We start from the raw sequence: 20,018 nt of genomic DNA, 5'->3' as shown, positions 1-20,018 counted from the left end.
TCCAACACAGGCCAGCCCACGGCCGCGGGTGGGGGTGAAGCCCCCGCCCATGGGGGCGGTCGGGGGCTGGCCGGGCCACAAGCGGCCCGGCTCGGTGGACACGCCAGTGTGCAGAACGTCCCGGACAAGACAAAGGGGCAAAGCATGACCCGCGAGCGCCTGTTCCTTTTCGACACCACGCTGCGCGACGGGCAGCAGACCCAGGGCGTGCAATTCGCGACGCCCGAGAAAATCCGCATTGCCGAGGCGCTTGATACGCTTGGTCTGGACTATATCGAAGGCGGCTGGCCCGGGGCGAACCCCACCGATAGCGGATTTTTCGAGGCCGCCCCAAAGACCCGGGCGACCATGACCGCCTTCGGCATGACCAAACGCAGCGGCCGCTCGGCCGAGAATGACGCGGTTCTGGCGGGCGTCTTGAACGCGGGCACGCCTGCGGTCTGTCTGGTGGGCAAATCGCACCCGTTCCATGTGGAAACCGCCCTTGGCATCACGCTTGCGGAAAATCTCGACAATCTTTCCAAATCCTTCTCCCATCTGACCGCCCGGTCCCGCGAGGCGATCTTCGATGCGGAACATTTCTTTGACGGCTACCGGGCGAACCCGGACTATGCCCTGTCCTGCCTGAAGGCGGCGCTGGATGCGGGCGCCCGTTGGGTGGTGCTGTGCGACACCAATGGCGGCACCTTGCCCGATGAGATCCACCGGGTGACCGAAGCGGTGATCGCCGCAGGTATCCCCGGCACCCATCTGGGCATCCACACCCATAATGATACGGAAACCGCCCTGGCCGGCAGTCTGGCGGCGGTGGAGGCAGGCGCACGCCAGATACAGGGCACGCTGAACGGGTTGGGCGAACGCTGCGGCAATGCCAATCTGACCAGCCTGATCCCGACGCTGCTGCTGAAAGAGCCCTATGCCAGCCGGTATGAGACCGGTGTCAGCCTGTCCGCGCTTGAGGGGCTGATGCGCATCTCGCGGATGCTGGATGACATCCTGAACCGGGTGCCGCACCGGCAGGCGCCCTATGTGGGGGCCTCGGCCTTTGCCCATAAGGCGGGGCTTCATGCCAGTGCGATCCTGAAAGACCCCAGCACCTATGAACATGTCGATCCGGCCCGGGTTGGCAATACCCGGATTGTGCCGATGTCGAACCAGGCCGGGCAATCCAACCTGCGCCGCCGTCTGGCCGAGGCGGGACTTGACGTGAAAAAGGGTGATCCCGCCCTGCCGCGCATTCTGGAAGAGATCAAGACGCGCGAGGATCAGGGCTATTCCTATGACACCGCCCAGGCCAGTTTTGAGCTTCTGGCCCGCGACGCGCTTGGGCTTCTGCCGCAATTTTTCGAGGTCAAACGCTATAAGGTCACGGTTGAACGGCGAAAGAACAAATACAACCGCATGGTCAGCCTGTCCGAGGCCGTGGTGGTGTTGAAGATCGGCGACAGGAAAATGTTCTCGGTCAGCGAGTCGATGGATGAAACCGGCAGCGACCGGGGACCGGTCAACGCGCTTTCCAAGGCGCTGGCCAAGGATCTGGGGCCGTATCAGCGCTATATCGACGATATCCGTCTGGTCGATTTCAAGGTGCGCATCACCCAGGGCGGCACCGAGGCCATTACCCGCGTCATCATCGACAGCGAGGATGACAAGGGCCGTCGCTGGTCGACCGTGGGGGTGTCGCCCAATATCGTCGATGCCTCGTTTGAGGCATTGCTGGATGCGGTGATATGGAAACTGGTCCGCGACGGGGTGCAACGCATATGAGGGCGGGCGTTTCAGGAAACCCGGAACTGTCAGCCTGGTCCGGCCTGATTTTACGGAGGCGGATACCATGATGACCCCTGCATTCTTTACACTCCATGCGGATCTGCCGCGCGAAGGGCCGGGGGAAACGGCGGATGTCACCTGGGCTGCCGGAATTGCGCAACTGCGCCCGGATGCGGTGATCTGTGATGCGGCCTGCGGCCCGGGGGGCGATATCGGTGCCCTGCTCAGGTCGGCGCCCGGGGGCCGGGTGACCGGCATCGACACCCATGCGGATTTCATTGCGGCGGCCCGGTTGCGGTTTCAGGACAATCCGCGCGTGACCCTGCAAACCGGCGATATGGCCAAGATCAAAGGCGCCTATGATCTGATCTGGTGCGCGGGCGCGGTTTATTTCCTTGGCATCGAAACCGCGCTGAACACCTGGCGGCAGGCTCTGGCCCCGGGCGGTGCGGTCGCCTTCTCGGAACCCTGTTTTTTTACCGGCACCCCGTCTGACGGGGCGCAGGCCTTCTGGGACGGGGCGCAGGTCACCGATGCGGCGGGGATTGCCGCGCAGGTGGCGGATGCGGGATATGAGACACTGGCGACGCGGGTGATTTCCGATGTGGCCTGGGAAAGCTATTACCGCCCGATGGCCGCGCGGATTGCCGCACTGAGACCCGGGGCCGATGCGGAATTGCAGGCGGTGCTGGAGGAGGGTGAGCGGGAGATTGCGCTCTGGCGCGAACACCGGGCGGAAACCGGGTATCTTCTGTCTGTGGTCCGCCCCGTATGACGCTGGCCGCCTGCGCCGAAATTGTCAGACGGGGGGACCCGGACCGGTTTCTGGCCGCAATGGCCGCTCCGCCTGCCGCGAGACAGGTCTTGTTCCCGCTTTACGCCTTCAATCTGGAGGTCAGCCGCGCGCCCTGGGTGACCGAAGAGCCGATGATTGCCGAGATGCGCCTGCAATTCTGGCGCGATGTGATGGAAGAGATCGGCGCCGGGAAACCGCCGCGCGCCCATGAGGTTGTGGCCCCGCTGCACGGGGCAATCCGGGCCGGGGATGCGCCGCTTCTGGATGCGATGATTGCCGCCCGGCGGTGGGATATCTATAAGGACGCGTTTGAGGATCAGGCCCATTTTGACAGCTATATCGACGCCAGCAGCGGCCATTTGATATGGGTCGCGGCGCGCGCGCTTGGGGCGCCCGATGCGGCGGAACCGGCGCTCCGCGCCCATGGGTTTGCCAGCGGCCTTGCCGGGTTCCTGCGCGCGGTGCCGGAGCTGGAGGCGCGTGGCCGGGTGCCTTTGCTGGATGGCACACCGCAAGGGGTGCGGGATCTGGCAAATCGCGGGTTGGAGAAACTGGCCGAGGCCCGGGCCGGGCGCGCATCCGTCCCCGCAGATGCGGGCGTGGCGCTTTATGCGGGCTGGCGGGCGGAGGCGGCGTTGAAGGCCGCGCGGGACGTGCCCGAACGTGTCATCGAGGGCAAACTGGATGAAAGCGAATTTGCCCGGCGTGTACGGTTGATCCGGCTGTCACTGACCGGGCGCTGGTAGGCGGGCCTGTTCAGGACAGCGCTGCTCTTGGCCGCAGGGACAGCCAGATCAGCGCGCCACCGGCCAGGGTCAGGAACGGCACCATGGCGATATTCACCGCGGTCCAGCCCGCCACCACATCCGCGCCGCCGGAATTCATCAGGATGCCCGAGCTGAGCGAGGCCAGGGTCACACAGCCGAAGACCAGAAAGTCATTCATCCCCTGCACCCGCCCGCGTTCTTCCGGGGCATGGGCCGATTGCAACATGGCCGTCGCCCCGATAAAGCCGAAATTCCAGCCGACACCCAGCAGGAACAGGGCGCCGAAGAACTGGTAAAGCGCGACTCCGGTCAGGGCGATCACCCCTGCGCCGGCCAGCAGGAACAGGCCAATGGCAACAATGCGGGTCGCACCGAACTTCGCGATCAGATGACCGGTGAAAAACGACGGCGCAAACATCGCGATCACATGGGTCGAGACGATATCGGCGGCGTTGCCGGTGGTGAAACCACAGCCCACAACCGCCAGCGGTGTCGAGGTCATCATCAGGTTCATCAGCGCATAGGAGACCATGCCGCAGATCACCGCGACCGCGATGCGCGGGTCTTTCAGCAACTCCATCCGGGAGCGGGCTGGAGCAGCGCCGGGTTTGGCCCGCGGCAGGGGCGGCAGATCAAGAAACAGGAACATCGCCATGCCAAGAAGATTGATCAGCAGCGCCACCGCATAGGTGCCCACAAAGGGGATGATGGTGAGATCGGCGGTGACCTTGACAAGCTGCGGCCCGATCAGCGCCGAGATCAGCCCGCCTGCCATGACATAGGAAATGGCCTTGGGGCGAAACGTCTCGGACGCGGTATCGGCGGCTGCGAAACGGAAAAACCCCTGCGCTGACATGTAGATACCGGTGAAGTATGAACCGATCAACAGGATCGGGAAACTGTCGATATAAAGACCGGTGCCCGCAATCATAGAGCCCAGACCGCCACCGATGGCGCCGATAAAGAACCCGGTCCTGCGGCCAAAGCGCTGCATCACCGCTGAGAGCCAGGGCGCGGTTGTCATCGAGCCGAAAACGATCATCGAGATCGGCAATGTGGCCAGAATCGGTGTCGGCGCAATCATCAGCCCGGCCAGCCCGCCGACCACGAAAATCATGGTGATCTGGCTGCCCAGAATCGCCTGTGCGGCGACAAGCACCACCACATTGCGGATGGCGCGGCTGTCGTCGATATCAATGGCGGGTGGGATGGCCTTTGCTGTCATGGGGCAGGGGTATCGCAGCGGCTGGGGATGGTCCAGTGGCATATGAGATGAGCCGGTGATACTTGATCGTAGGCGGGAAACTTTGCCGTAAGGGGGGAACGAGGGGCCGGCCCCTCGTGCTCCCCGGCGTATTTGAGACAAGAAGAAGGGGGTGCCGTTTGCGTATTCGCGATGAGCGTGATCTGGAACGGGGGGCCGTGGAACTGGTCGGGCTGGAGCCGCGTTTCGGCCCGGTTCTGGAGGTTGTGGGGTGTTTGCCGCTGCGTTTGCGCGAGGACGGGTTTGCGGCGCTTTTGAGTGCGATTGTCAGCCAGCAGGTTTCGACCGCCTCGGCAGCCGCAATCTGGGCCCGGATGGAGGCCGCCGGGCTGGTCGGGGCGGCGGCGGTCTGCAAGGCCGATGACCGGGCGTTGAAAGCGGTGGGGCTGAGCCGTCCGAAAATGCGCTATGCAAGGGCGCTGGCCAAGGCTGATCTGGATTATGCGGGCCTGCGTGAAGCAGAGCCTGAGGATGTCGTGCAGACCTTGATGAAACTGCCGGGGGTGGGGCGCTGGACGGCGGAGATCTATGCCAAATTCTCCCTTGGTCATGCGGATGTGTTTGCCGCCGGGGATCTGGCCCTGCAGGAAAGTGCGCGGCTGGTTTTTGAGCTGGAGGCGCGGCCGGGTGAGGCAGAGCTGCGCCGGATGGCGGATGCCTGGGCGCCCTGGCGGGCGGTTGCCGCCCGCGCGCTTTGGGCCTACTACCGGGTGGCCAAGAACCGGGAGGGGATCAGGTGACACGGGTGTTGGAGTTTGGCCGCAAGGCGGCGCAGTCGGGGCAGGCGGACAGTCTGGTTGTGTTCCTGCACGGCTATGGGGCCGATGGCAAAGACCTGTTGGGGCTTGCCGACCCGCTGGCGGAGCATTTGCCGGATACGGCATTTGTCGCCCCCGATGCGCCGGAACGCTCCGCCATGAACCCGATGGGGTTTCAGTGGTTTCCGATCCCCTGGATCGACGGCTCCAGCGAGGAGCAGGCGGAAGAGGGCATGATCCGGGCGGTCGAGGATCTGAACGCGTTTCTGGATGCGGTGATGGCCGAGGAGGGGATCGCGGCGGACCGGGTGGCCCTGGTCGGGTTCAGCCAGGGCACGATGATCAGCCTGCATGTGGCCCCGCGCCGGGCGGCGGAATTTGCCGGTGTGGTCGGATTTTCCGGGCGGCTCTTGAGCCCGGAAACGCTGGCCGATGAGGTGAAGATGCGGCCGCCGGTTCTGTTGCTTCACGGGGATGCGGATGATGTGGTGCCGCCGCAAAGCCTGCCCGAGGCGGCGGAGGCCCTGCAAGGGGCCGGGTTCGATGTTTATGCCCATATCATGAAGGGCACCGGCCATGGGATCGCCCCTGATGGCCTGAGCGTCGCGTTGGCCTTTCTGCGGGAGCGGTTCGGGCTGGACAGCTAAGCTCAGGGGGCGTCTGTTCAAACCGCTACGGCCTGTGGATAACGTCATAAATCTGTCAGGCGGGCAGGCTAGTGATAGCCCCGACACCCACAGCATATTGCGGGGGTTGTCAGGGGCGTAAGCCTATATATAGTCATTTCAAGCTTGGGGCGCGGTGCCCGCCCCGCTGCCGGAAGAGGGCAGGCAATACGGAGGCGGATATACGGATGAACCTCGTCAGCGATGTCGATTTCAGAACCAGTTTTGTGCGCGAGGCAGGTGGCCTCAAACATCACCCTGCGCTGGTGCTGAACGCGGATTACCGGCCTTTATCCTATTATCCCCTGTCGCTCTGGCCATGGCAGGATGCGATCAAGGCCTCCTATCTCGACCGGGTGCAGATTGTCGCGGAATATGACGAGGTGGTGCGCAGCCCGACCACGGTGATCCGAATACCCTCGGTCGTGGTTCTGAAAGATTATGTGAAACCTCAAAAGCGCGTGGCCTTCACGCGCTTTAATTTGTTTCTGAGGGATGAATTCAGCTGCCAGTATTGTGGCGCGCGCGGCGATCTGACCTTTGACCATGTGGTGCCGCGCGCCCGTGGCGGGATCACGAGCTGGGAAAATGTGGTTGCGGCCTGTTCGCGCTGCAACCTCAAAAAGGGCTCGAAAAGTCTGCGCCAATCGGCCATGGCGCTTCGCAAGCCGCCCCGCCAGCCAGGGGCGGAAGAGTTGCGCAATATGGGCCGGAAATTTCCGCCCAATCACCTGCATGAAAGCTGGCTTGATTTCCTTTATTGGGATGCCGAACTGGACGCGTGACAGGCTTGGGGCCGGATTTATCTGTCTCTGGTGCGGAGCCTGTTGAAACATCGGGGCCTGTCCTCCGCTTTTGCGCCCGTTTGATAAGGAGGCCTGATGCCTGATCCGTTCTTCACCCCGCCTTCGGGGACTGATCTGCCGCGCTATGCGGGTGTGCCGAGTTTCATGCGATTGCCGTATCTGCCGCCCGAGGCCCCACGCCGGGCTGAGGTGGATATCGGGTTTTTCGGATTGCCCTGGGATGGCGCGACGTCGAACCGGCCGGGGGCGCGGCATGGGCCGCGCGCACTGCGGGATGCCTCAACCATGATCCGGGCGATGAACCGGGCCACGGGGCAGCGGCCTTTCGATCTGGCGGCCTGTGCCGATCTGGGCGATGTGGCGATGAGCCCGGTGGATCAGGATGAGGCGCTTGCCAATGCCGAAACATTCGTGACCGGGATGCTGGCCCAGACCATCCGCCCGCTGATGGTCGGCGGCGACCATCTATGCACCTTACCCGTATTGCGGGCGCTGAGAGCCGCGCAGGGCGCGCCGTTTGGTCTGATCCTGCTGGACAGCCATACAGATCTGTACCCGCCCTATTTCGGGGGCCAAACCCTGACCCATGGCAACCCGTTTCGTCAGGCTGTGACCGAAGGCCTGATCGATCCCACCCGAACGGTGATGCTGGGCATGCGGGGCACCTCTTACGACACCGAGGATTTTGATTTTGGCCATGCCCATGGGGTGCGGATCATCCCGATCGAGGCGTGTTTCGCCCGTGGGTTTGAGGCGGTGATGGCAGATGCGCGCGAGGTGGTGGGCCATGACCCGACCTATCTGAGCTTTGATATCGACTTTATCGACCCGGCCTATGCGCCGGGGACCGGCACGCCGGAAGTGGGTGGCCCAACCAGCTTTCAGGCGATCCAATGCGTGCGGGCCTTGCAGGGGCTGACACTGATCGGCGCCGATCTGGTCGAAGTCTCGCCACCATTTGACCCATCGGGTGGCACCGCATGGCTGGGCGCCTCGATCCTGTTTGAACTGCTTTCGGCGATGGTGCCGACATAATCTGCCCTGTATGGGGATGTTGCCGTGCTCTTTGTTCGCCCACCTGCGGAAACTTGCCTCAGGCCGGTCACGCGGGATTGTGATGCGGCTTGAGTTTGCTAGACTTCAGACCATGGTCTCTATATCAGAAACCTGTGTGATCGTTAGCGCTAACATAGTCTGTCGATTTCGGCTTATGACCACGAGGAGAAGGCATGGTCTCTCGCGTAATACCGGTTGATCCGTTTGACCTGGTGATTTTCGGCGGCACCGGTGATCTGGCCCGGCGCAAGATATTGCCCGGCCTGTATCGGCGCTATTGGGCGGGGCAGGTGCCCGACGGTGTCCGTATCATCGGCGCCGCGCGCACCGAGCAGGACAGCGATGCCTGGCGTGTCTTCGTGCGCGCGGCGATCATCGAATTCGTGGCCGAGGCCAAACATGACCCGGATGTGATTGATGCGTTCCTGAAACAACTGCATTACATCCCCGTCGATGCGCGGGGCGATGGCGGCTGGAAAGACCTGGCCGGCATGATGCGGGAAGGGGTGACGCAAGCCTTCTATTTCTCGGTCGGGCCGGGCCTGTTCGGTGATCTGGCGGAACGGTTGCATCGCTTCAAGGTCGCCTGCGAAGATTGTAGAATCGTTGTGGAAAAACCCTTTGGCCGCGATCTTGCCAGCGCCAAGACATTGAACGCAACCCTGGCGCAGCATTTCGATGAACAGCAGATTTACCGGATCGACCATTATCTGGGCAAGGAAACGGTGCAGAACCTGATGGCGGTGCGCTTTGCCAATGTGCTGTTTGAGCCGCTGTGGAACGCGCAATATGTGGATCATGTGCAGATCACCGTGGCCGAGGAGGTCGGCGTTGGCGGGCGCGGCGGGTATTACGACAAATCGGGCGCCATGCGGGATATGGTGCAGAACCACCTGATGCAGCTTTTGTGCCTGACTGCGATGGAACCGCCAAGCCGGTTCGAACCCGATGCGGTGCGCGATGAAAAGCTGAAAGTGATCCGGGCGCTGGAACCGCTGCCCCCTGAGGATATCGTGCGGGGGCAATATTCTGCGGGCGATGAACCGTCTTATCTGGAAGATGTGGAAGACCCGGACAGCCGGACGGAAAGCTTCATCGCGATGAAGCTGCATGTGGCCAACTGGCGCTGGAACAGAACGCCGTTTTACCTGCGCACGGGCAAACGGCTGAATGCGCGGAACTCTGAAATCGTGGTGCATTTCAAACAGCCACCGCATTCGATCTTTGATGCGGATGCGGGCAGCAAGGCCAATGTTCTGTCGATCCGCCTGCAACCCGATGAAGGCATGGATCTGCGGGTCACGATCAAGGAGCCGGGGCCGGGGGGCATGCGTCTGGTCGATGTGCCCCTGGATATGAGCTTTGCCGAGGCGCTTGGCCCGGAAGCCGCCGATGTGCCCGATGCCTATGAACGGCTGATCATGGATGTGATCCGGGGCAACCAGACGCTGTTCATGCGCGGCGATGAGGTGGAGGCCGCCTGGGCCTGGACCGATCCGATCATCGACGCCTGGACGGAACGCGGCGACCGCCCGCTGCCTTACGCGCCCGGCAGTGCGGGGCCCGAGGATGCGCTTATACTGCTCCATAAGGACGGGCGCCGCTGGCGGGAGATCACCCCATGAAACAATTTGTCGAATATCCCGACAGGGACCTGATGCTGCTGGATCTGGCAGATACGCTGACCGGGCAGCTTGCCGATGTGCTGCGCCGCAATGACAGCGCCAGTTTCTGCGTGCCCGGCGGCACCACACCCGGCCCGCTTTTCGATGTGTTGAGCGAACAGGCGCTGGAATGGGACCGGGTTTCGATCTTTCTGAATGATGAACGGTGGGTGGCCGAAGACAATCCCCGATCAAACACAAGCTTGTTGCGGAAAAGGCTTTTGGTATCAAAGGCCTCGGCGGCGACATTGATACCGCTTTATACACCGGCGCCCGAACCGGAACCGGTGATGGACCAGCTTTCTGCCGGGTTTGAGCCGCATCTGCCGATCTCGATCCTGCTGCTTGGCATGGGCGCGGATATGCACACGGCCAGCCTGTTTCCCGGTGCCGACCGTCTGGCCGAGGCTTTGACCCCGGATGCGCCGATCCTGATGCCGATGCGGGCCGAGGCGGCGGGGGAGCCCCGGGTGACCCTGACCGCCCCGGTGCTGAACGGCGCGATGTTGAAGCATATCATCATCTTCGGGGCCGAGAAACGCGCCGCGCTGGAACGGGCCGCCGATCTGGATGCGGCAGAGGCCCCGATCCGCGCAGTCTGGTCCGATGCGGTGGTGCATTGGGCGGAATGATCCGGCGAAACCGGTCAATCAAAGGGGCATGGCATGTCAATCTGGGATGAGTTGAAGGCCCATCGGGCGGCGAAATCCGGGCGGCGCATTCTGGACCTGTTCGAGGATGCGGACCGGGCCACGGGTTTCTCCCGCCAGGTTGACGGGCTGTTGTTTGATTTCTCGAAAACCGCGCTTGATTCTGCGGCGATGTCCTTGCTGCTGGAACTGGCCCGCCGCCAGTCGGTGGAGGCGCGGCGCGAGGCGATGTTCACCGGCCAGCCGATCAACGAGACCGAGGGCCGGGCCGTTTTGCACACGGCGCTGCGCGCACCCGGCGGGGTGGTTGAGGTTGCCGGTCAGGATGTCATGCAAGGGGTTCTGGAGACCCGGGCGCGGATGGCGCAATTTGCCCATGGCCTGCGCGCCGGGCGGCTGACCGGGCAGGGCGGGACCTATACGGATGTGGTCAATATCGGCATTGGCGGCTCTGACCTCGGGCCGGTGATGGCGACGCTGGCGCTGGCGCCATGGCATGACGGGCCACGGGTGCATTATGTCTCCAACGTGGATGGAGCGCATATTCACGACACCCTGCAAGGGCTTGATCCGGCACGGACATTGGTGATTGTCGCCTCAAAAACATTCACCACGATCGAAACCATGACCAACGCCCGGACCGCGCGGGACTGGATGGCGGAAAAACTGGCGGATCCGGCAGCGCAATTCGTGGCCCTGTCCAGCGCCACGGACAAGACCGGGGCTTTCGGCATCCCCCCTGAACGGGTCTTCGGGTTCGAGGATTGGGTCGGCGGGCGCTATTCGCTTTGGGGGCCGATCGGTCTGGGCATCATGCTGGCCACGGGGCCGGAGGCGTTTCAGCAGATGCTGGACGGCGCCCATGCCATGGACAATCACTTCCGCGAGGCGGATCTGGCCGACAATCTGCCGGTTCTGCTGGCTCTGGTGGGGATCTGGCACAACCAGATCTGCGGCTATGCCACCCGCGCGGTCCTGCCCTATGATCAGCGCCTGCTGCGCCTGCCCGCCTATCTTCAGCAGCTGGAGATGGAGAGCAATGGCAAACGCGTCAGCATGGATGGCGCCGATCTGGAACGTAACAGCGGCCCCGTCGTCTGGGGGGAGCCCGGCACCAATGGCCAGCACGCATTCTATCAGCTGATCCATCAGGGCACCCGCATTATACCTTGCGAATTCCTGCTGGCCGCCAAGGGGCATGAGCCGGATCTGGCCCATCATCACCGGCTGCTGGCGGCCAATTGTCTGGCCCAGTCCGAGGCGCTGATGCGGGGCCGGTCGCTGGATACGGCCCGTGTGCTGATGGCGGCCAAAGGCCTGCAGGGGGCCGAGCTGGACCGGCAGGCCCGCCACCGGGTATTTCCGGGCGACCGGCCCTCGACCACGCTGCTCTACCCGCAGCTTACGCCTTACGTTCTGGGCCAGATCATCGCGCTTTATGAACACCGGGTGTTTGTCGAAGGGGTGATCCTTGGGATCAACTCTTTCGATCAATGGGGCGTGGAACTGGGCAAGGAACTGGCCGTGGCGCTGGAGCCGGTTCTGTCCGGCAGCGCCAGCGATGCGGAAAAAGACGGCTCCACCCAAATGCTGGTGCGGTTTCTTCAGTCCAATATGTAAAGCGGATGGAGCCCCCGAGGAGAGTGGCCTATAGCTTCGGCCTGAAATCCTTCACCACTCCGCACCATGCGCCCGCCCGGCGGCACCGCCGGGCAGCGCCCGTACCGCCCCCAAGGGGCGCGGGCGCTTCGCTTCCTGCCCCTCGGTTCGGGCTCTGCCCTCCGCGCAATGCATGTGCGTTGCAGATTACATGGACGATGCTCTAGAACTCGATATGGTGACAGAATGCCCGTCGGCATTCGAGAATTGGGCGGATATCATTCAGGGTGATGATGCGCTTGTCGAGCAGTTGAGTGCGCTGCCGCCGGTGTCTAGACCGAAGCCCTGATGCCCCCGGCCATGAGCGGGGTGGTTCAGAAACGAACGCCGCCGTTTTCCATCCGGTTGAGTGATGAGGAACGTGCGGCGCTGGAGCGTCAGGCCGGGTCGATGCCCCTGTCATCCTATGTGAAGTCGGTGGTTTTTGCGGATGAGGCTCCACGCCATCGTAAGCGTCGCGCCATGCCAGAGGCAGATCAGCGATTGCTGGCGGAGATATTGGCGCGGTTGGGGGCATCCCGCTCGGCCAGTAATCTCAACCAGATCGCCAAACATCTGAACCAGGGTACGCTGGTCATTGATGAAGACCTGGAAGCCGATCTCAAACAGGCCATTGTCGATGTCGCCTGGATGCGGGTGACACTGATTGAAGCCTTGAAAGGCCGGTCATGATTTTGGTCGGCTCCCAACGATCCGGTGCGCGGGCGCTGGCCGATCATTTGATGAATGATCGGGACAATGAGCATGTTGAGTTACTGGATATGGCTGGCTTCATGGCGGAAAACCTGCATGGGGCTTTGGATGAGGCCCACACTGCTCCAGCATGCGGCCTTGTCTTCAAGGCAACATTATAGCCTTTCGAGTTAACATTGCATCGCTTGTTCGCGGCCTCTCCCTTCGGTCGAACGCGAAAAGCGATGATCATGTCTCAATGAAAACTCGAAAGGCTTTAGGGGATGACAACCCGCACGCATTGTATATTCTAAAAACTGAGAAACAGGGGCGTCCACCGTTTGGCGGGCTGAGAAGAACCCTTTGAACCTGAACCAGATCATGCTGGCGGAGGGAGTTGCTCGGCGTATGAAACGGGTCAATTCTCCGCTTCGATTCGCCCGGCCTCCGCCCGATGGAGGCCATTGTGAAGATATCTCCCGCCCAGGCTCTTGCTGAGATGCGTGCAACCATACCGCTTGTCCAGTGCATTACGAACTACGTTGCGATGAATGTTGCGGCCAACACCCTGCTTGCGATTGGCGCGTCGCCTGCAATGGTTCACACAGCCGACGAAGCCGAAGAGTTTGCGGTTGTTGCGGACGCACTCACCATCAATATTGGCACGCTCTCGCCGACATGGGTCGCGGGGATGACTGCTGCCATCACCGGCGCGCGGCAGGCCGGGCGCCCGTGGATATTCGACCCTGTGGCGCTCCATGCCACCGCTTACCGGCGCGATGTGGCAGCGCGGCTGATGGATTTTTCGCCAACGATTGTGCGTGGCAACGCGTCGGAAATTCTGGCGCTGTCGGGCGGCGGCGGGGCCGGGCGCGGGGCCGATGCAACCGACCCCGTTGCTGCTGCGGAAGCCGGGGCGCGAAAGCTGGCGGCCGGTCGCGGCTGCGTCGTTGCCGTCACAGGTGCCGTGGACTTCGTGACCGATGGCCGCCGGGCCGCAAAGATTTCGGGCGGATCGGAATTGATGCCGCAGGTAACGGCCCTCGGCTGCTCACTCACCTGTCTCGTCGGAGCCTTCGCCGCAGCGGTTACGGATCCGTTTGATGCAACCGTCGGTGCCCTGGCCACCTTCGCCGCAGCCGGGGAGGCGGCGGCGCAGAAAGCCGTAGGACCGGGATCTTTCGGTTGGCGATTTCTGGATGCACTCGCCGCCCTAGACGGAGCGGCTCTGGAGAGCACCGCCAGAGTAACGCTGACATGACCCGCCTCAATCTTTCGCTCTATCTGGTTCTCGACCCTGAACTTTGCGGTGAACGTGGCATGGTGGAGACGGCCCGCGCAGCTGTGGCCGGCGGGGCCACTATGGTCCAGTTGCGCCATAAAACGGCATCGACAGCCGAGCGCATCGCCATTGGCCGTGCCCTGCAGACCGCCCTTTCCGGAACTGGTGCGCTTATGATCGTCAATGATGATATTGAGGCCGCGCTCGCGTGTGGTGCCGATGGCCTGCATATCGGACAGGCTGACACTCCCGTTGCTGACACCCGTGCGCGTATTGGCACCAGGATGATCCTGGGCCTCTCGGTTACAACGCTCGCAAACGCCAAGGCCGTTGATCCCGCCCGGGTCGACTATGTCGGGGCTGGCCCGGTATTCGCGACCGCGACCAAGCCGGACCATGAACCGCCCGTTGGTTTTGATGGTCTTGCCCGACTGGTCGCCACAGCGCCGGTTCCGGCCGTGGCCATCGGCGGTTTAAAAGCTGGACACGCGGCTGAAGTCGTCGCCGCCAATGCGGCCGGGATGGCGGTCGTTTCGGCCATCTGCAGTGCCGCAGACCCGCAAAAGGCGGCGCGGGCCATTGCAACGGCCCTGAAGAAGGCCCGCCCATGATCCCGAATGTCCTGACCATTGCCGGCACCGATCCGAGCGGCGGCGCTGGCGTCCAGGCCGATATCAAGACGTTCTCGGCTCTTGGTGCCTATGGCATGTCGGTGATGACCGCGTTGGTCGCCCAGAACACCCAAGGCGTGACACGCATCCTGCATGTGCCGCCCGATTTCGTGGCCGCGCAGATGGATACATTGTTCGAAGACGTCCGGGTCGACGCCGTCAAGATCGGGATGATTGATACCGCTGCTGTGGCGTCGATGGTTGCGCAGCGGCTCCGCCATCATCAGGTTGATATCGTCATTCTGGACCCGGTGATGGTCGCCAAGAGCGGTGATCGGCTGCTGGCGAGCGACGCGATAGAAATCATGCGCCAGGAACTTCTTCCTCTGGCAACCCTGATTACGCCGAACCTGCCAGAGGCTGGTGTGCTGCTGGATCGTGCGCCACCGGATACAATCGACGGTATGGCGGATGCGGCGCGGGCCTTGTACGATCTGGGGCCGGGCAACGTGCTGTTGAAAGGGGGTCATCTGACCGCTGAGACCAGCCCGGATGTCCTGTTTGACGGCGAAGCGCTGACAATGTTTCCGGCCAGGCGGGTCCAGACCAAGAATACCCATGGCACCGGATGCACATTGTCTGCAGCCATTGCAGCACTGCTGCCCCGGCGGTCTTCGATGGCTTCGGCCGTTGCTGATGCCAAAGCCTATCTGACGGACGCCTTGCTGGGCGGCGATGCGCTTGATGTCGGACAGGGTCACGGCCCGGTTCATCACTTTCACGCCCTGTGGGCGCAAACCAAGCACAAGGAGATACCATCTGACCAAATTCAGTGAATGGGCGTGGCAGGAAACCACAGGGATGCGTGAACGCATCTTTGATCTTCCGTTCAACCGCGAGCTTGCAGCGGGGCGTCTGTCCCGACAACGCTTCCAGTTCTACATGATCCAGGACGCCCTTTACCTGGAACAATATTCGCGTGCGCTGGCGATCGCTTCGGCCAAAGCGCCCGATGCCAACGCCATGGAACAATTCGCACGTTCAGCCCAGGGTGCGCTGACCGTCGAGCGGGCCCTGCATGAAGGGGTCTTTCAGACATTCGGAATTGCATCATCCGATGCTGCGCGAAGCGAGCCTTCGCCAACATGCTATGGCTATACGAATTTTCTGCTGACCATGGCCCATCAGGCAAGCTATGAGGAACTCGTGGCGGCAGTTCTGCCATGTTTCTGGATCTATTGGGACGTAGGCAATCGTATCGCCGCCGAGACGGGACCCGCCAACCCGTATCAAGCCTGGATAGAGACCTACAGCGATCCGTCTTTCGGTGAATCGGTTGATGCAGTGATCGCCATCAATGACGCCGCCGCCGATAAGGCGACAGAGGCTCAGCGCGTTGCCATGCTAGCCGCCTTCAAGCGATCCGTACAATATGAGTGGATGTTCTGGGACAGTGCCTATCGCGAGGAGCAGTGGCCGGTCATTGCCTGATACGGGTTGGGTAGCGATCTGAATCAAAATTCTCTGCCTCCGGGTCAGCAAACTGCTGATCTCGAACGTGAATTTTGATGAGCGATGTTGCAGAATAAAACGATTTCGCTTTAATAGAGAATTTATATGGGTGTTAACATTTCCAAAACCCAAGCTGGCGCGACTGTTCTGATCATTGGCGCATATGGTCTCATCGGTTGCGGGGTCGCGCGGCGTTTAGAACGTGACGGGCATACGATCATTGGGCATGGTCGAGACATCGGCACTGGAAAACGTGTGCTTCCGGCTGTCAGATGGCTGTCTGCCGACCTTCGGTCTCTGACCGAGACAAGTGCTTGGCAGCCTTTCTTACAAGGCATTGATGCCGTGGTGAATTGTTCAGGGGCTCTGCAAGACGGACCAGAAGATGACCTTGAGGTGGTCCATCATCATGCAGTGGCTGCTTTGGCCCAAGCTTGCGTATCGGCCAATGTGAAAGTCATCCAGATTTCAGCGGCCGGGGCCCATGCAAACGCGACGACGCCATTTCTTGCGTCAAAGGCACGCGGCGATGCTGCTATTCAGAACACAGGCGCAAACCACCATATTTTTCGACCAGGACTTGTGGTGGCAAGACATAGCTACGGTGGCACGACAATGTTGCGCATGCTTGCCGCATTTCCATTCATACAGCCCATCGCGATGCCTGAGGCCAAGGTTCAGACGATCGCACTGGATGATGTTGCCGAAGCTGTAAGCGCCGCCCTCGCAGGTGATATCCCCAACGGCTTTGTTGGGGATCTTGTTGAAAGCGAGACACATTCTTTGCGTGATGTCGTGGCATCTATGCGCCACTGGCTGGGATTTACGCCTGCCAGACGTGAATTCATGATCCCGGGTTTCTTGGTGCAGGTGATGGCAAAAGCTGCAGATGGGTTGGGGAAACTGGGGTGGCGGTCGCCTCTGCGAAGCACCGCTGTCAAAGTGCTGACTGATGGTGTTACGGGCGTTCCAACAGACCTTTCGGAGTTTGGGGGCCTTCCTGTCAAATCGCTCTCGCAGACATTGGCCAGCATGCCAGCGCGCGTCGAGGACCGCCTGTTTGCGCGTATGGCGCTACTAACCCCGATTATCATATTCACGCTTATCCTATTTTGGTTCCTGTCTGGTGTCATCGGGTTCTTGAGGGTGAATGAAGCGGCTCTTGTTTTGCAAGATGTCGGCTGGCCACGTGCCTTAGCTGTCACCAGCGTGCTTTTCTGGGCCGTTGTCGATATTGCGATAGCCGCAGGGTTTGCCCATCGCGAATATGCGAAGCAGGCGTGTTGGCTCGCCATTGGGGTCAGTCTTTTCTATCTGACAGCATCAACGTTCTTTGTCCCGAACCTTTGGCTTGATCCTCTTGGTCCTATGGTCAAAGTCCTGCCCGGTATTGCCCTGGCCTTGGTTGCACGCATTGCGTTGGAGACACGATGATCGATTGGATTGACGTTGTCCGTTTGCTGCATGTTCTTGGCGCCTGTGTTTTGATTGGGACTGGTGCAGGGATCGCGTTTTTTATGGTCATGGCCCATCGTACGAAAGACCCTGCCAGCATCGCCCATACTGCCGCAATTGTCGTCATCGCAGATATGTTGTTCACAGCAACGGCCGCGATCGCACAGCCCATCACGGGGATCATTTTAGCGCAAAATCTTGGATGGTCCCTTTTGGAAGGCTGGATTGTTGCCTCCCTTGCGCTTTATGTTTTTATTGGGTTTTTCTGGCTCCCCGTGGTCGCGATCCAGGCAAAAATGCGAGATGAGGCACGCGCATCTGCCCGGTCAGGCGTACCACTCACGTCACGATATCAGCGGCTTTTTCGCATTTGGGTCGCATGTGGCATACCAGCGTTCCTGGCCATTGTCGCATTGCTGTGGCTGATGATTACAAGGCCTGTGATTGCGCTTTGAGCAATGGGCATTGCGCTTCACATGTCGCACCGACGCCCTGCTATCGCCTCGGTTATTCCGCCGCGTCGCGTTTGGGCAGCACCCAGTCCGGGCGGATGAAATGGCAGGTATAGCCATTGGGAATACGTTCCAGATAATCCTGATGCTCCGGCTCCGCCTCCCAGAACGGGCCGGCGGGGGCAAGCTCGGTCACCACCGGGCCGGGCCACAGACCCGAGGCATTCACATCGGCAATAGTCTCCTGCGCCTGCTGATGCTGATCCTCATCCACGTAATAGACGGCCGACCGGTAGGACAGGCCCCGGTCATTGCCCTGACGGTTCAGCGTGGTCGGGTCATGGATCTGGAAAAACAGCTCCAGCAACCGGCGATAGCTGATCTTTGCGGGATCAAAAATGATCTCGATCCCTTCCGCATGGGTGCCGTGATTGCGATAGGTGGCATTGGCGACGTCCCCACCGGTATAGCCCACCCGGGTCGAGATAACGCCCGGCTGTTTGCGGATCAGATCCTGCATGCCCCAGAAACAGCCCCCCGCCAGAACCGCGCGCGCGCTCATGCCACATCCTCCACCTGGGTCAGGTATTCGCCATACCCTTCGGCCTCCATCTCGTCGCGATGGATGAACCGCAAAGAGGCGGAGTTGATGCAATAGCGCAATCCGCCCCGGTCGGCGGGCCCATCGGGGAAGACATGGCCCAGATGGCTGTCTCCATGGGTCGAGCGGACCTCGGTCCGGGTCATCCCGTGGCTGGTATCGGTCAGTTCCGTCACATGGGCCGGGGTGATCGCTTTGGTGAAGCTTGGCCAGCCGCAACCGGACTCATATTTGTCAGCCGATGCAAACAGCGGCTCGCCTGAGACGATATCCACATAAATCCCCGGGGCCTTGTTGCCCAGAAGGGCGCCCGTGCCCGGCCGTTCCGTCCCGTTTTCCTGTGTCACCCGGTATTCCTCAGGGGTCAGCCGGGCAAGGGCGGCATCGGTCTTGGCGTAAGATTGCATCTGGGCCTCCTGCATATGTGTTGTGCAGCCCAAGATATGGGGGCAGGGCAGGGGATGTCCAATGTCAGAGTGAACTTTAGAGCGTTTCGACTTTATGTTGAAACGCCTTCCGCTGCCTTTCGCCTTTGGCTCAAACGCGAAAGCCGTTGTACTGCTTCAAGGTAAAGTCGAAACGCTACAGACATGATAATAGCAGGACGCTTCAATCGTTTTCCTCGAGGAAAACGGCAGGGAAAACTGGAGTTTTCCCATTCGGAATTCTGCAGAATTCCGCATAGCTGAGACAGGCAAAATCCTGAACCGGGTGAGTGATCGCTCTCAAAACCCCCGAACAGACTGGCTTGAAATTGATATGAGGAGCCGCTCAGCGGCCCCAGGTGCGCACGGGGCCACAATCCATATGCACGAAGTTCGAGCCGGAATACCGCCCGACACCGCCTGCGTTGCAGGCGGCCGCGGCACGGAAAACCTGGCTGACGCTGCGCGAATTGATCCGCAGATCCGCCGCTTCGCCGACCATATGGCGGGAGTTCCGGGCAACACCACGGGACCGGGCGCGCAGCATCGCATTGGTTGCCGGGGACCGATAGCCGGACAGAAGCGTATAGGGTTCGCTGGTTTCCAGCAGATTATGCGAGGCGGTCATGATGTCGATCGTGCGGGGGTCGATCGCCCGCACCTCGTTCTGCCGCCAGTCGCGCATGAAGAAGTTGATCTCATCCAGGGCCGGGCCGATATAGTCACCGTCGATCCAATAGATCATGTCCATGTTTTCGCCGGTCCGGCCGTTATACATGGTCAGTTTGCGAATATCCCCCGATCCCCGCAGAAGCCCGAACGCGTTCGCCATCACCGGTGCTGCACTCACAGTCGTGGCTGCGAATACGCGCATCACAGCACGCCGCGTAAACATCGAATCACTCATGGAATTCTTTGCCCCATCATGTCTTATGCTCGTGCCATCGCTTTTCTTGCCACCTTCAGGCGGCTATCTCGCGTATCCATCCCCACAGACGTGATTGATATGACACAAACGAAACAATTCTGAAAGACTCACCTTCCTATTTTCGGTATGCCTTGAAGCACATCGGCAACATTCCGCCAACCGTCCTGGATTCGATAACAATGCTGCGACACACAAGTGAGTGATCTTTGGGCGTTGCAACCCGGG

General features: G+C 61.3%; 23 protein-coding genes and 1 riboswitch. Of the genes, 19 read left to right on the top strand and 4 right to left on the bottom strand.

Annotated elements, in window-relative coordinates; all coding sequences use genetic code 11:
- The first annotated feature begins 144 nt into the window (after positions 1 to 144).
- The 3 genes from cimA to E2K80_RS07655 all read left to right on the top strand — a co-directional run bounded on the left by cimA (position 145) and on the right by E2K80_RS07655 (position 3,312).
- Complete coding sequence (gene cimA, locus E2K80_RS07665) at positions 145 to 1,767, top strand: citramalate synthase (RefSeq protein WP_135374257.1); 1,623 nt, start codon at positions 145 to 147, stop codon at positions 1,765 to 1,767.
- 67 nt (positions 1,768 to 1,834) lie between these two features.
- Positions 1,835 to 2,545 carry a class I SAM-dependent methyltransferase gene (locus tag E2K80_RS07660; protein ID WP_238475683.1) on the top strand — a complete coding sequence of 237 codons (711 nt, stop codon included), beginning with the start codon at positions 1,835 to 1,837 and terminating at the stop codon, positions 2,543 to 2,545.
- The gene (locus E2K80_RS07655; RefSeq protein ID WP_135374255.1) at positions 2,542 to 3,312 is read left to right on the top strand and encodes a squalene/phytoene synthase family protein; all 771 of its coding nucleotides are present in this window, start codon (positions 2,542 to 2,544) and stop codon (positions 3,310 to 3,312) included. The genes E2K80_RS07660 and E2K80_RS07655 overlap by 4 nt, the downstream gene beginning before the upstream one ends.
- Before the next feature lie 10 nt (positions 3,313 to 3,322).
- Here the strand turns inward: E2K80_RS07655 and E2K80_RS07650 are convergent, their stop codons facing one another.
- Positions 3,323 to 4,558 carry an MFS transporter gene (locus E2K80_RS07650; RefSeq protein ID WP_135374253.1) on the bottom strand — a complete coding sequence of 412 codons (1,236 nt, stop codon included), beginning with the start codon at positions 4,556 to 4,558 and terminating at the stop codon, positions 3,323 to 3,325.
- Positions 4,559 to 4,716: 158 nt separating this feature from the next.
- Between E2K80_RS07650 and E2K80_RS07645 the strand changes: the two genes are divergently transcribed.
- The 16 genes from E2K80_RS07645 (at position 4,717) to E2K80_RS07575 (ending at position 17,842) form a co-directional block, all read left to right on the top strand.
- On the top strand, positions 4,717 to 5,337 hold the full coding sequence (locus E2K80_RS07645; protein ID WP_238475682.1) for a DNA-3-methyladenine glycosylase family protein: 621 nt from the start codon (positions 4,717 to 4,719) through the stop codon (positions 5,335 to 5,337).
- The gene (locus E2K80_RS07640; RefSeq protein WP_135374251.1) at positions 5,334 to 6,002 is read left to right on the top strand and encodes an alpha/beta hydrolase; all 669 of its coding nucleotides are present in this window, start codon (positions 5,334 to 5,336) and stop codon (positions 6,000 to 6,002) included. Before E2K80_RS07645 ends, E2K80_RS07640 begins: the two co-directional genes overlap by 4 nt.
- A gap of 206 nt (positions 6,003 to 6,208) precedes the next feature.
- The gene (locus E2K80_RS07635) at positions 6,209 to 6,805 is read left to right on the top strand and encodes an HNH endonuclease (RefSeq protein ID WP_135374249.1); all 597 of its coding nucleotides are present in this window, start codon (positions 6,209 to 6,211) and stop codon (positions 6,803 to 6,805) included.
- Positions 6,806 to 6,901: 96 nt separating this feature from the next.
- Positions 6,902 to 7,861 carry an agmatinase gene (locus E2K80_RS07630; protein ID WP_135374247.1) on the top strand — a complete coding sequence of 320 codons (960 nt, stop codon included), beginning with the start codon at positions 6,902 to 6,904 and terminating at the stop codon, positions 7,859 to 7,861.
- 194 nt (positions 7,862 to 8,055) lie between these two features.
- Entirely contained in the window at positions 8,056 to 9,507 is a 1,452-nt protein-coding gene (zwf, locus tag E2K80_RS07625) for a glucose-6-phosphate dehydrogenase (RefSeq protein WP_135374245.1), read from the top strand.
- Complete coding sequence (pgl, locus tag E2K80_RS07620; protein ID WP_135374243.1) at positions 9,504 to 10,178, top strand: 6-phosphogluconolactonase; 675 nt, start codon at positions 9,504 to 9,506, stop codon at positions 10,176 to 10,178. Before zwf ends, pgl begins: the two co-directional genes overlap by 4 nt.
- Before the next feature lie 33 nt (positions 10,179 to 10,211).
- Positions 10,212 to 11,816: a glucose-6-phosphate isomerase gene (gene pgi / locus E2K80_RS07615; protein ID WP_135374241.1), complete on the top strand. Its 1,605-nt coding sequence runs from the start codon at positions 10,212 to 10,214 to the stop codon at positions 11,814 to 11,816.
- 190 nt (positions 11,817 to 12,006) lie between these two features.
- Complete coding sequence (locus tag E2K80_RS19080; RefSeq protein WP_168193131.1) at positions 12,007 to 12,144, top strand: hypothetical protein; 138 nt, start codon at positions 12,007 to 12,009, stop codon at positions 12,142 to 12,144.
- Between the two features lie 11 nt (positions 12,145 to 12,155).
- A complete protein-coding gene (locus E2K80_RS07610; RefSeq protein WP_238475681.1) occupies positions 12,156 to 12,527 on the top strand; it encodes a hypothetical protein in 372 nt (123 codons plus the stop codon).
- Positions 12,524 to 12,709: a hypothetical protein gene (locus E2K80_RS07605; protein WP_238475680.1), complete on the top strand. Its 186-nt coding sequence runs from the start codon at positions 12,524 to 12,526 to the stop codon at positions 12,707 to 12,709. Before E2K80_RS07610 ends, E2K80_RS07605 begins: the two co-directional genes overlap by 4 nt.
- Positions 12,710 to 12,843: 134 nt before the next feature.
- Positions 12,844 to 12,940: riboswitch (TPP riboswitch) on the top strand.
- 41 nt (positions 12,941 to 12,981) lie between these two features.
- Complete coding sequence (thiM, locus tag E2K80_RS07600; RefSeq protein WP_135374239.1) at positions 12,982 to 13,788, top strand: hydroxyethylthiazole kinase; 807 nt, start codon at positions 12,982 to 12,984, stop codon at positions 13,786 to 13,788.
- Positions 13,785 to 14,420: a thiamine phosphate synthase gene (thiE, locus tag E2K80_RS07595; RefSeq protein WP_135374237.1), complete on the top strand. Its 636-nt coding sequence runs from the start codon at positions 13,785 to 13,787 to the stop codon at positions 14,418 to 14,420. Before thiM ends, thiE begins: the two co-directional genes overlap by 4 nt.
- The gene (gene thiD / locus E2K80_RS07590; RefSeq protein WP_135374235.1) at positions 14,417 to 15,256 is read left to right on the top strand and encodes a bifunctional hydroxymethylpyrimidine kinase/phosphomethylpyrimidine kinase; all 840 of its coding nucleotides are present in this window, start codon (positions 14,417 to 14,419) and stop codon (positions 15,254 to 15,256) included. Before thiE ends, thiD begins: the two co-directional genes overlap by 4 nt.
- 25 nt (positions 15,257 to 15,281) lie before the next feature.
- Positions 15,282 to 15,911, top strand: a complete 630-nt coding sequence (gene tenA, locus E2K80_RS07585; RefSeq protein WP_135374233.1) for a thiaminase II — start codon at positions 15,282 to 15,284, stop codon at positions 15,909 to 15,911.
- 126 nt (positions 15,912 to 16,037) lie between these two features.
- The gene (locus E2K80_RS07580) at positions 16,038 to 17,366 is read left to right on the top strand and encodes an SDR family oxidoreductase (protein ID WP_135374231.1); all 1,329 of its coding nucleotides are present in this window, start codon (positions 16,038 to 16,040) and stop codon (positions 17,364 to 17,366) included.
- Positions 17,363 to 17,842 (top strand): DUF2269 family protein, encoded by a 480-nt coding sequence (locus E2K80_RS07575; RefSeq protein ID WP_135374229.1) that lies wholly within the window; start codon positions 17,363 to 17,365, stop codon positions 17,840 to 17,842. Before E2K80_RS07580 ends, E2K80_RS07575 begins: the two co-directional genes overlap by 4 nt.
- Before the next feature lie 52 nt (positions 17,843 to 17,894).
- On the opposite strand, the gene msrA is transcribed toward E2K80_RS07575, so the two are convergent.
- The 3 genes from msrA to E2K80_RS07560 all read right to left on the bottom strand — a co-directional run bounded on the left by msrA (position 17,895) and on the right by E2K80_RS07560 (position 19,772).
- A complete protein-coding gene (gene msrA, locus E2K80_RS07570) occupies positions 17,895 to 18,401 on the bottom strand; it encodes a peptide-methionine (S)-S-oxide reductase MsrA (RefSeq protein WP_135374227.1) in 507 nt (168 codons plus the stop codon).
- The gene (gene msrB / locus E2K80_RS07565; protein WP_135374225.1) at positions 18,398 to 18,847 is read right to left on the bottom strand and encodes a peptide-methionine (R)-S-oxide reductase MsrB; all 450 of its coding nucleotides are present in this window, start codon (positions 18,845 to 18,847) and stop codon (positions 18,398 to 18,400) included. Before msrB ends, msrA begins: the two co-directional genes overlap by 4 nt.
- A 364-nt stretch (positions 18,848 to 19,211) precedes the next feature.
- Positions 19,212 to 19,772, bottom strand: coding sequence for a YcbK family protein (locus tag E2K80_RS07560; protein ID WP_135374223.1), 561 nt, complete (start codon positions 19,770 to 19,772; stop codon positions 19,212 to 19,214).
- Between the last annotated feature and the right edge of the window lie 246 nt (positions 19,773 to 20,018).

The sequence above is a fragment of the Rhodophyticola sp. CCM32 genome, assembly GCF_004751985.1.
GTDB lineage: Bacteria > Pseudomonadota > Alphaproteobacteria > Rhodobacterales > Rhodobacteraceae > Rhodophyticola.
The sequence above is the reverse complement of the archived record's forward strand: the minus strand, read 5'-3'. Positions and strand labels throughout refer to the sequence as shown.

What these genes read in the sequence shown, in the direction of transcription:
- cimA (WP_135374257.1), top strand. Translation starts at nt 145, where the DNA reads ATGACCCGCGAGCGCCTGTTCCTTTTCGACACCACGCTGCGCGACGGG.
- E2K80_RS07660 (WP_238475683.1), top strand. Translation starts at nt 1,835, where the DNA reads ATGATGACCCCTGCATTCTTTACACTCCATGCGGATCTGCCGCGCGAA.
- E2K80_RS07655 (WP_135374255.1), top strand. Translation starts at nt 2,542, where the DNA reads ATGACGCTGGCCGCCTGCGCCGAAATTGTCAGACGGGGGGACCCGGAC.
- E2K80_RS07650 (WP_135374253.1), bottom strand. Translation starts at nt 4,558, where the DNA reads ATGACAGCAAAGGCCATCCCACCCGCCATTGATATCGACGACAGCCGC.
- E2K80_RS07635 (WP_135374249.1), top strand. Translation starts at nt 6,209, where the DNA reads ATGAACCTCGTCAGCGATGTCGATTTCAGAACCAGTTTTGTGCGCGAG.
- E2K80_RS07630 (WP_135374247.1), top strand. Translation starts at nt 6,902, where the DNA reads ATGCCTGATCCGTTCTTCACCCCGCCTTCGGGGACTGATCTGCCGCGC.
- zwf (WP_135374245.1), top strand. Translation starts at nt 8,056, where the DNA reads ATGGTCTCTCGCGTAATACCGGTTGATCCGTTTGACCTGGTGATTTTC.
- pgl (WP_135374243.1), top strand. Translation starts at nt 9,504, where the DNA reads ATGAAACAATTTGTCGAATATCCCGACAGGGACCTGATGCTGCTGGAT.
- pgi (WP_135374241.1), top strand. Translation starts at nt 10,212, where the DNA reads ATGTCAATCTGGGATGAGTTGAAGGCCCATCGGGCGGCGAAATCCGGG.
- E2K80_RS19080 (WP_168193131.1), top strand. Translation starts at nt 12,007, where the DNA reads ATGGACGATGCTCTAGAACTCGATATGGTGACAGAATGCCCGTCGGCA.
- E2K80_RS07610 (WP_238475681.1), top strand. Translation starts at nt 12,156, where the DNA reads ATGAGCGGGGTGGTTCAGAAACGAACGCCGCCGTTTTCCATCCGGTTG.
- E2K80_RS07605 (WP_238475680.1), top strand. Translation starts at nt 12,524, where the DNA reads ATGATTTTGGTCGGCTCCCAACGATCCGGTGCGCGGGCGCTGGCCGAT.
- thiM (WP_135374239.1), top strand. Translation starts at nt 12,982, where the DNA reads ATGGAGGCCATTGTGAAGATATCTCCCGCCCAGGCTCTTGCTGAGATG.
- thiE (WP_135374237.1), top strand. Translation starts at nt 13,785, where the DNA reads ATGACCCGCCTCAATCTTTCGCTCTATCTGGTTCTCGACCCTGAACTT.
- thiD (WP_135374235.1), top strand. Translation starts at nt 14,417, where the DNA reads ATGATCCCGAATGTCCTGACCATTGCCGGCACCGATCCGAGCGGCGGC.
- tenA (WP_135374233.1), top strand. Translation starts at nt 15,282, where the DNA reads ATGCGTGAACGCATCTTTGATCTTCCGTTCAACCGCGAGCTTGCAGCG.
- E2K80_RS07580 (WP_135374231.1), top strand. Translation starts at nt 16,038, where the DNA reads ATGGGTGTTAACATTTCCAAAACCCAAGCTGGCGCGACTGTTCTGATC.
- E2K80_RS07575 (WP_135374229.1), top strand. Translation starts at nt 17,363, where the DNA reads ATGATCGATTGGATTGACGTTGTCCGTTTGCTGCATGTTCTTGGCGCC.
- msrA (WP_135374227.1), bottom strand. Translation starts at nt 18,401, where the DNA reads ATGAGCGCGCGCGCGGTTCTGGCGGGGGGCTGTTTCTGGGGCATGCAG.
- msrB (WP_135374225.1), bottom strand. Translation starts at nt 18,847, where the DNA reads ATGCAATCTTACGCCAAGACCGATGCCGCCCTTGCCCGGCTGACCCCT.
- E2K80_RS07560 (WP_135374223.1), bottom strand. Translation starts at nt 19,772, where the DNA reads ATGAGTGATTCGATGTTTACGCGGCGTGCTGTGATGCGCGTATTCGCA.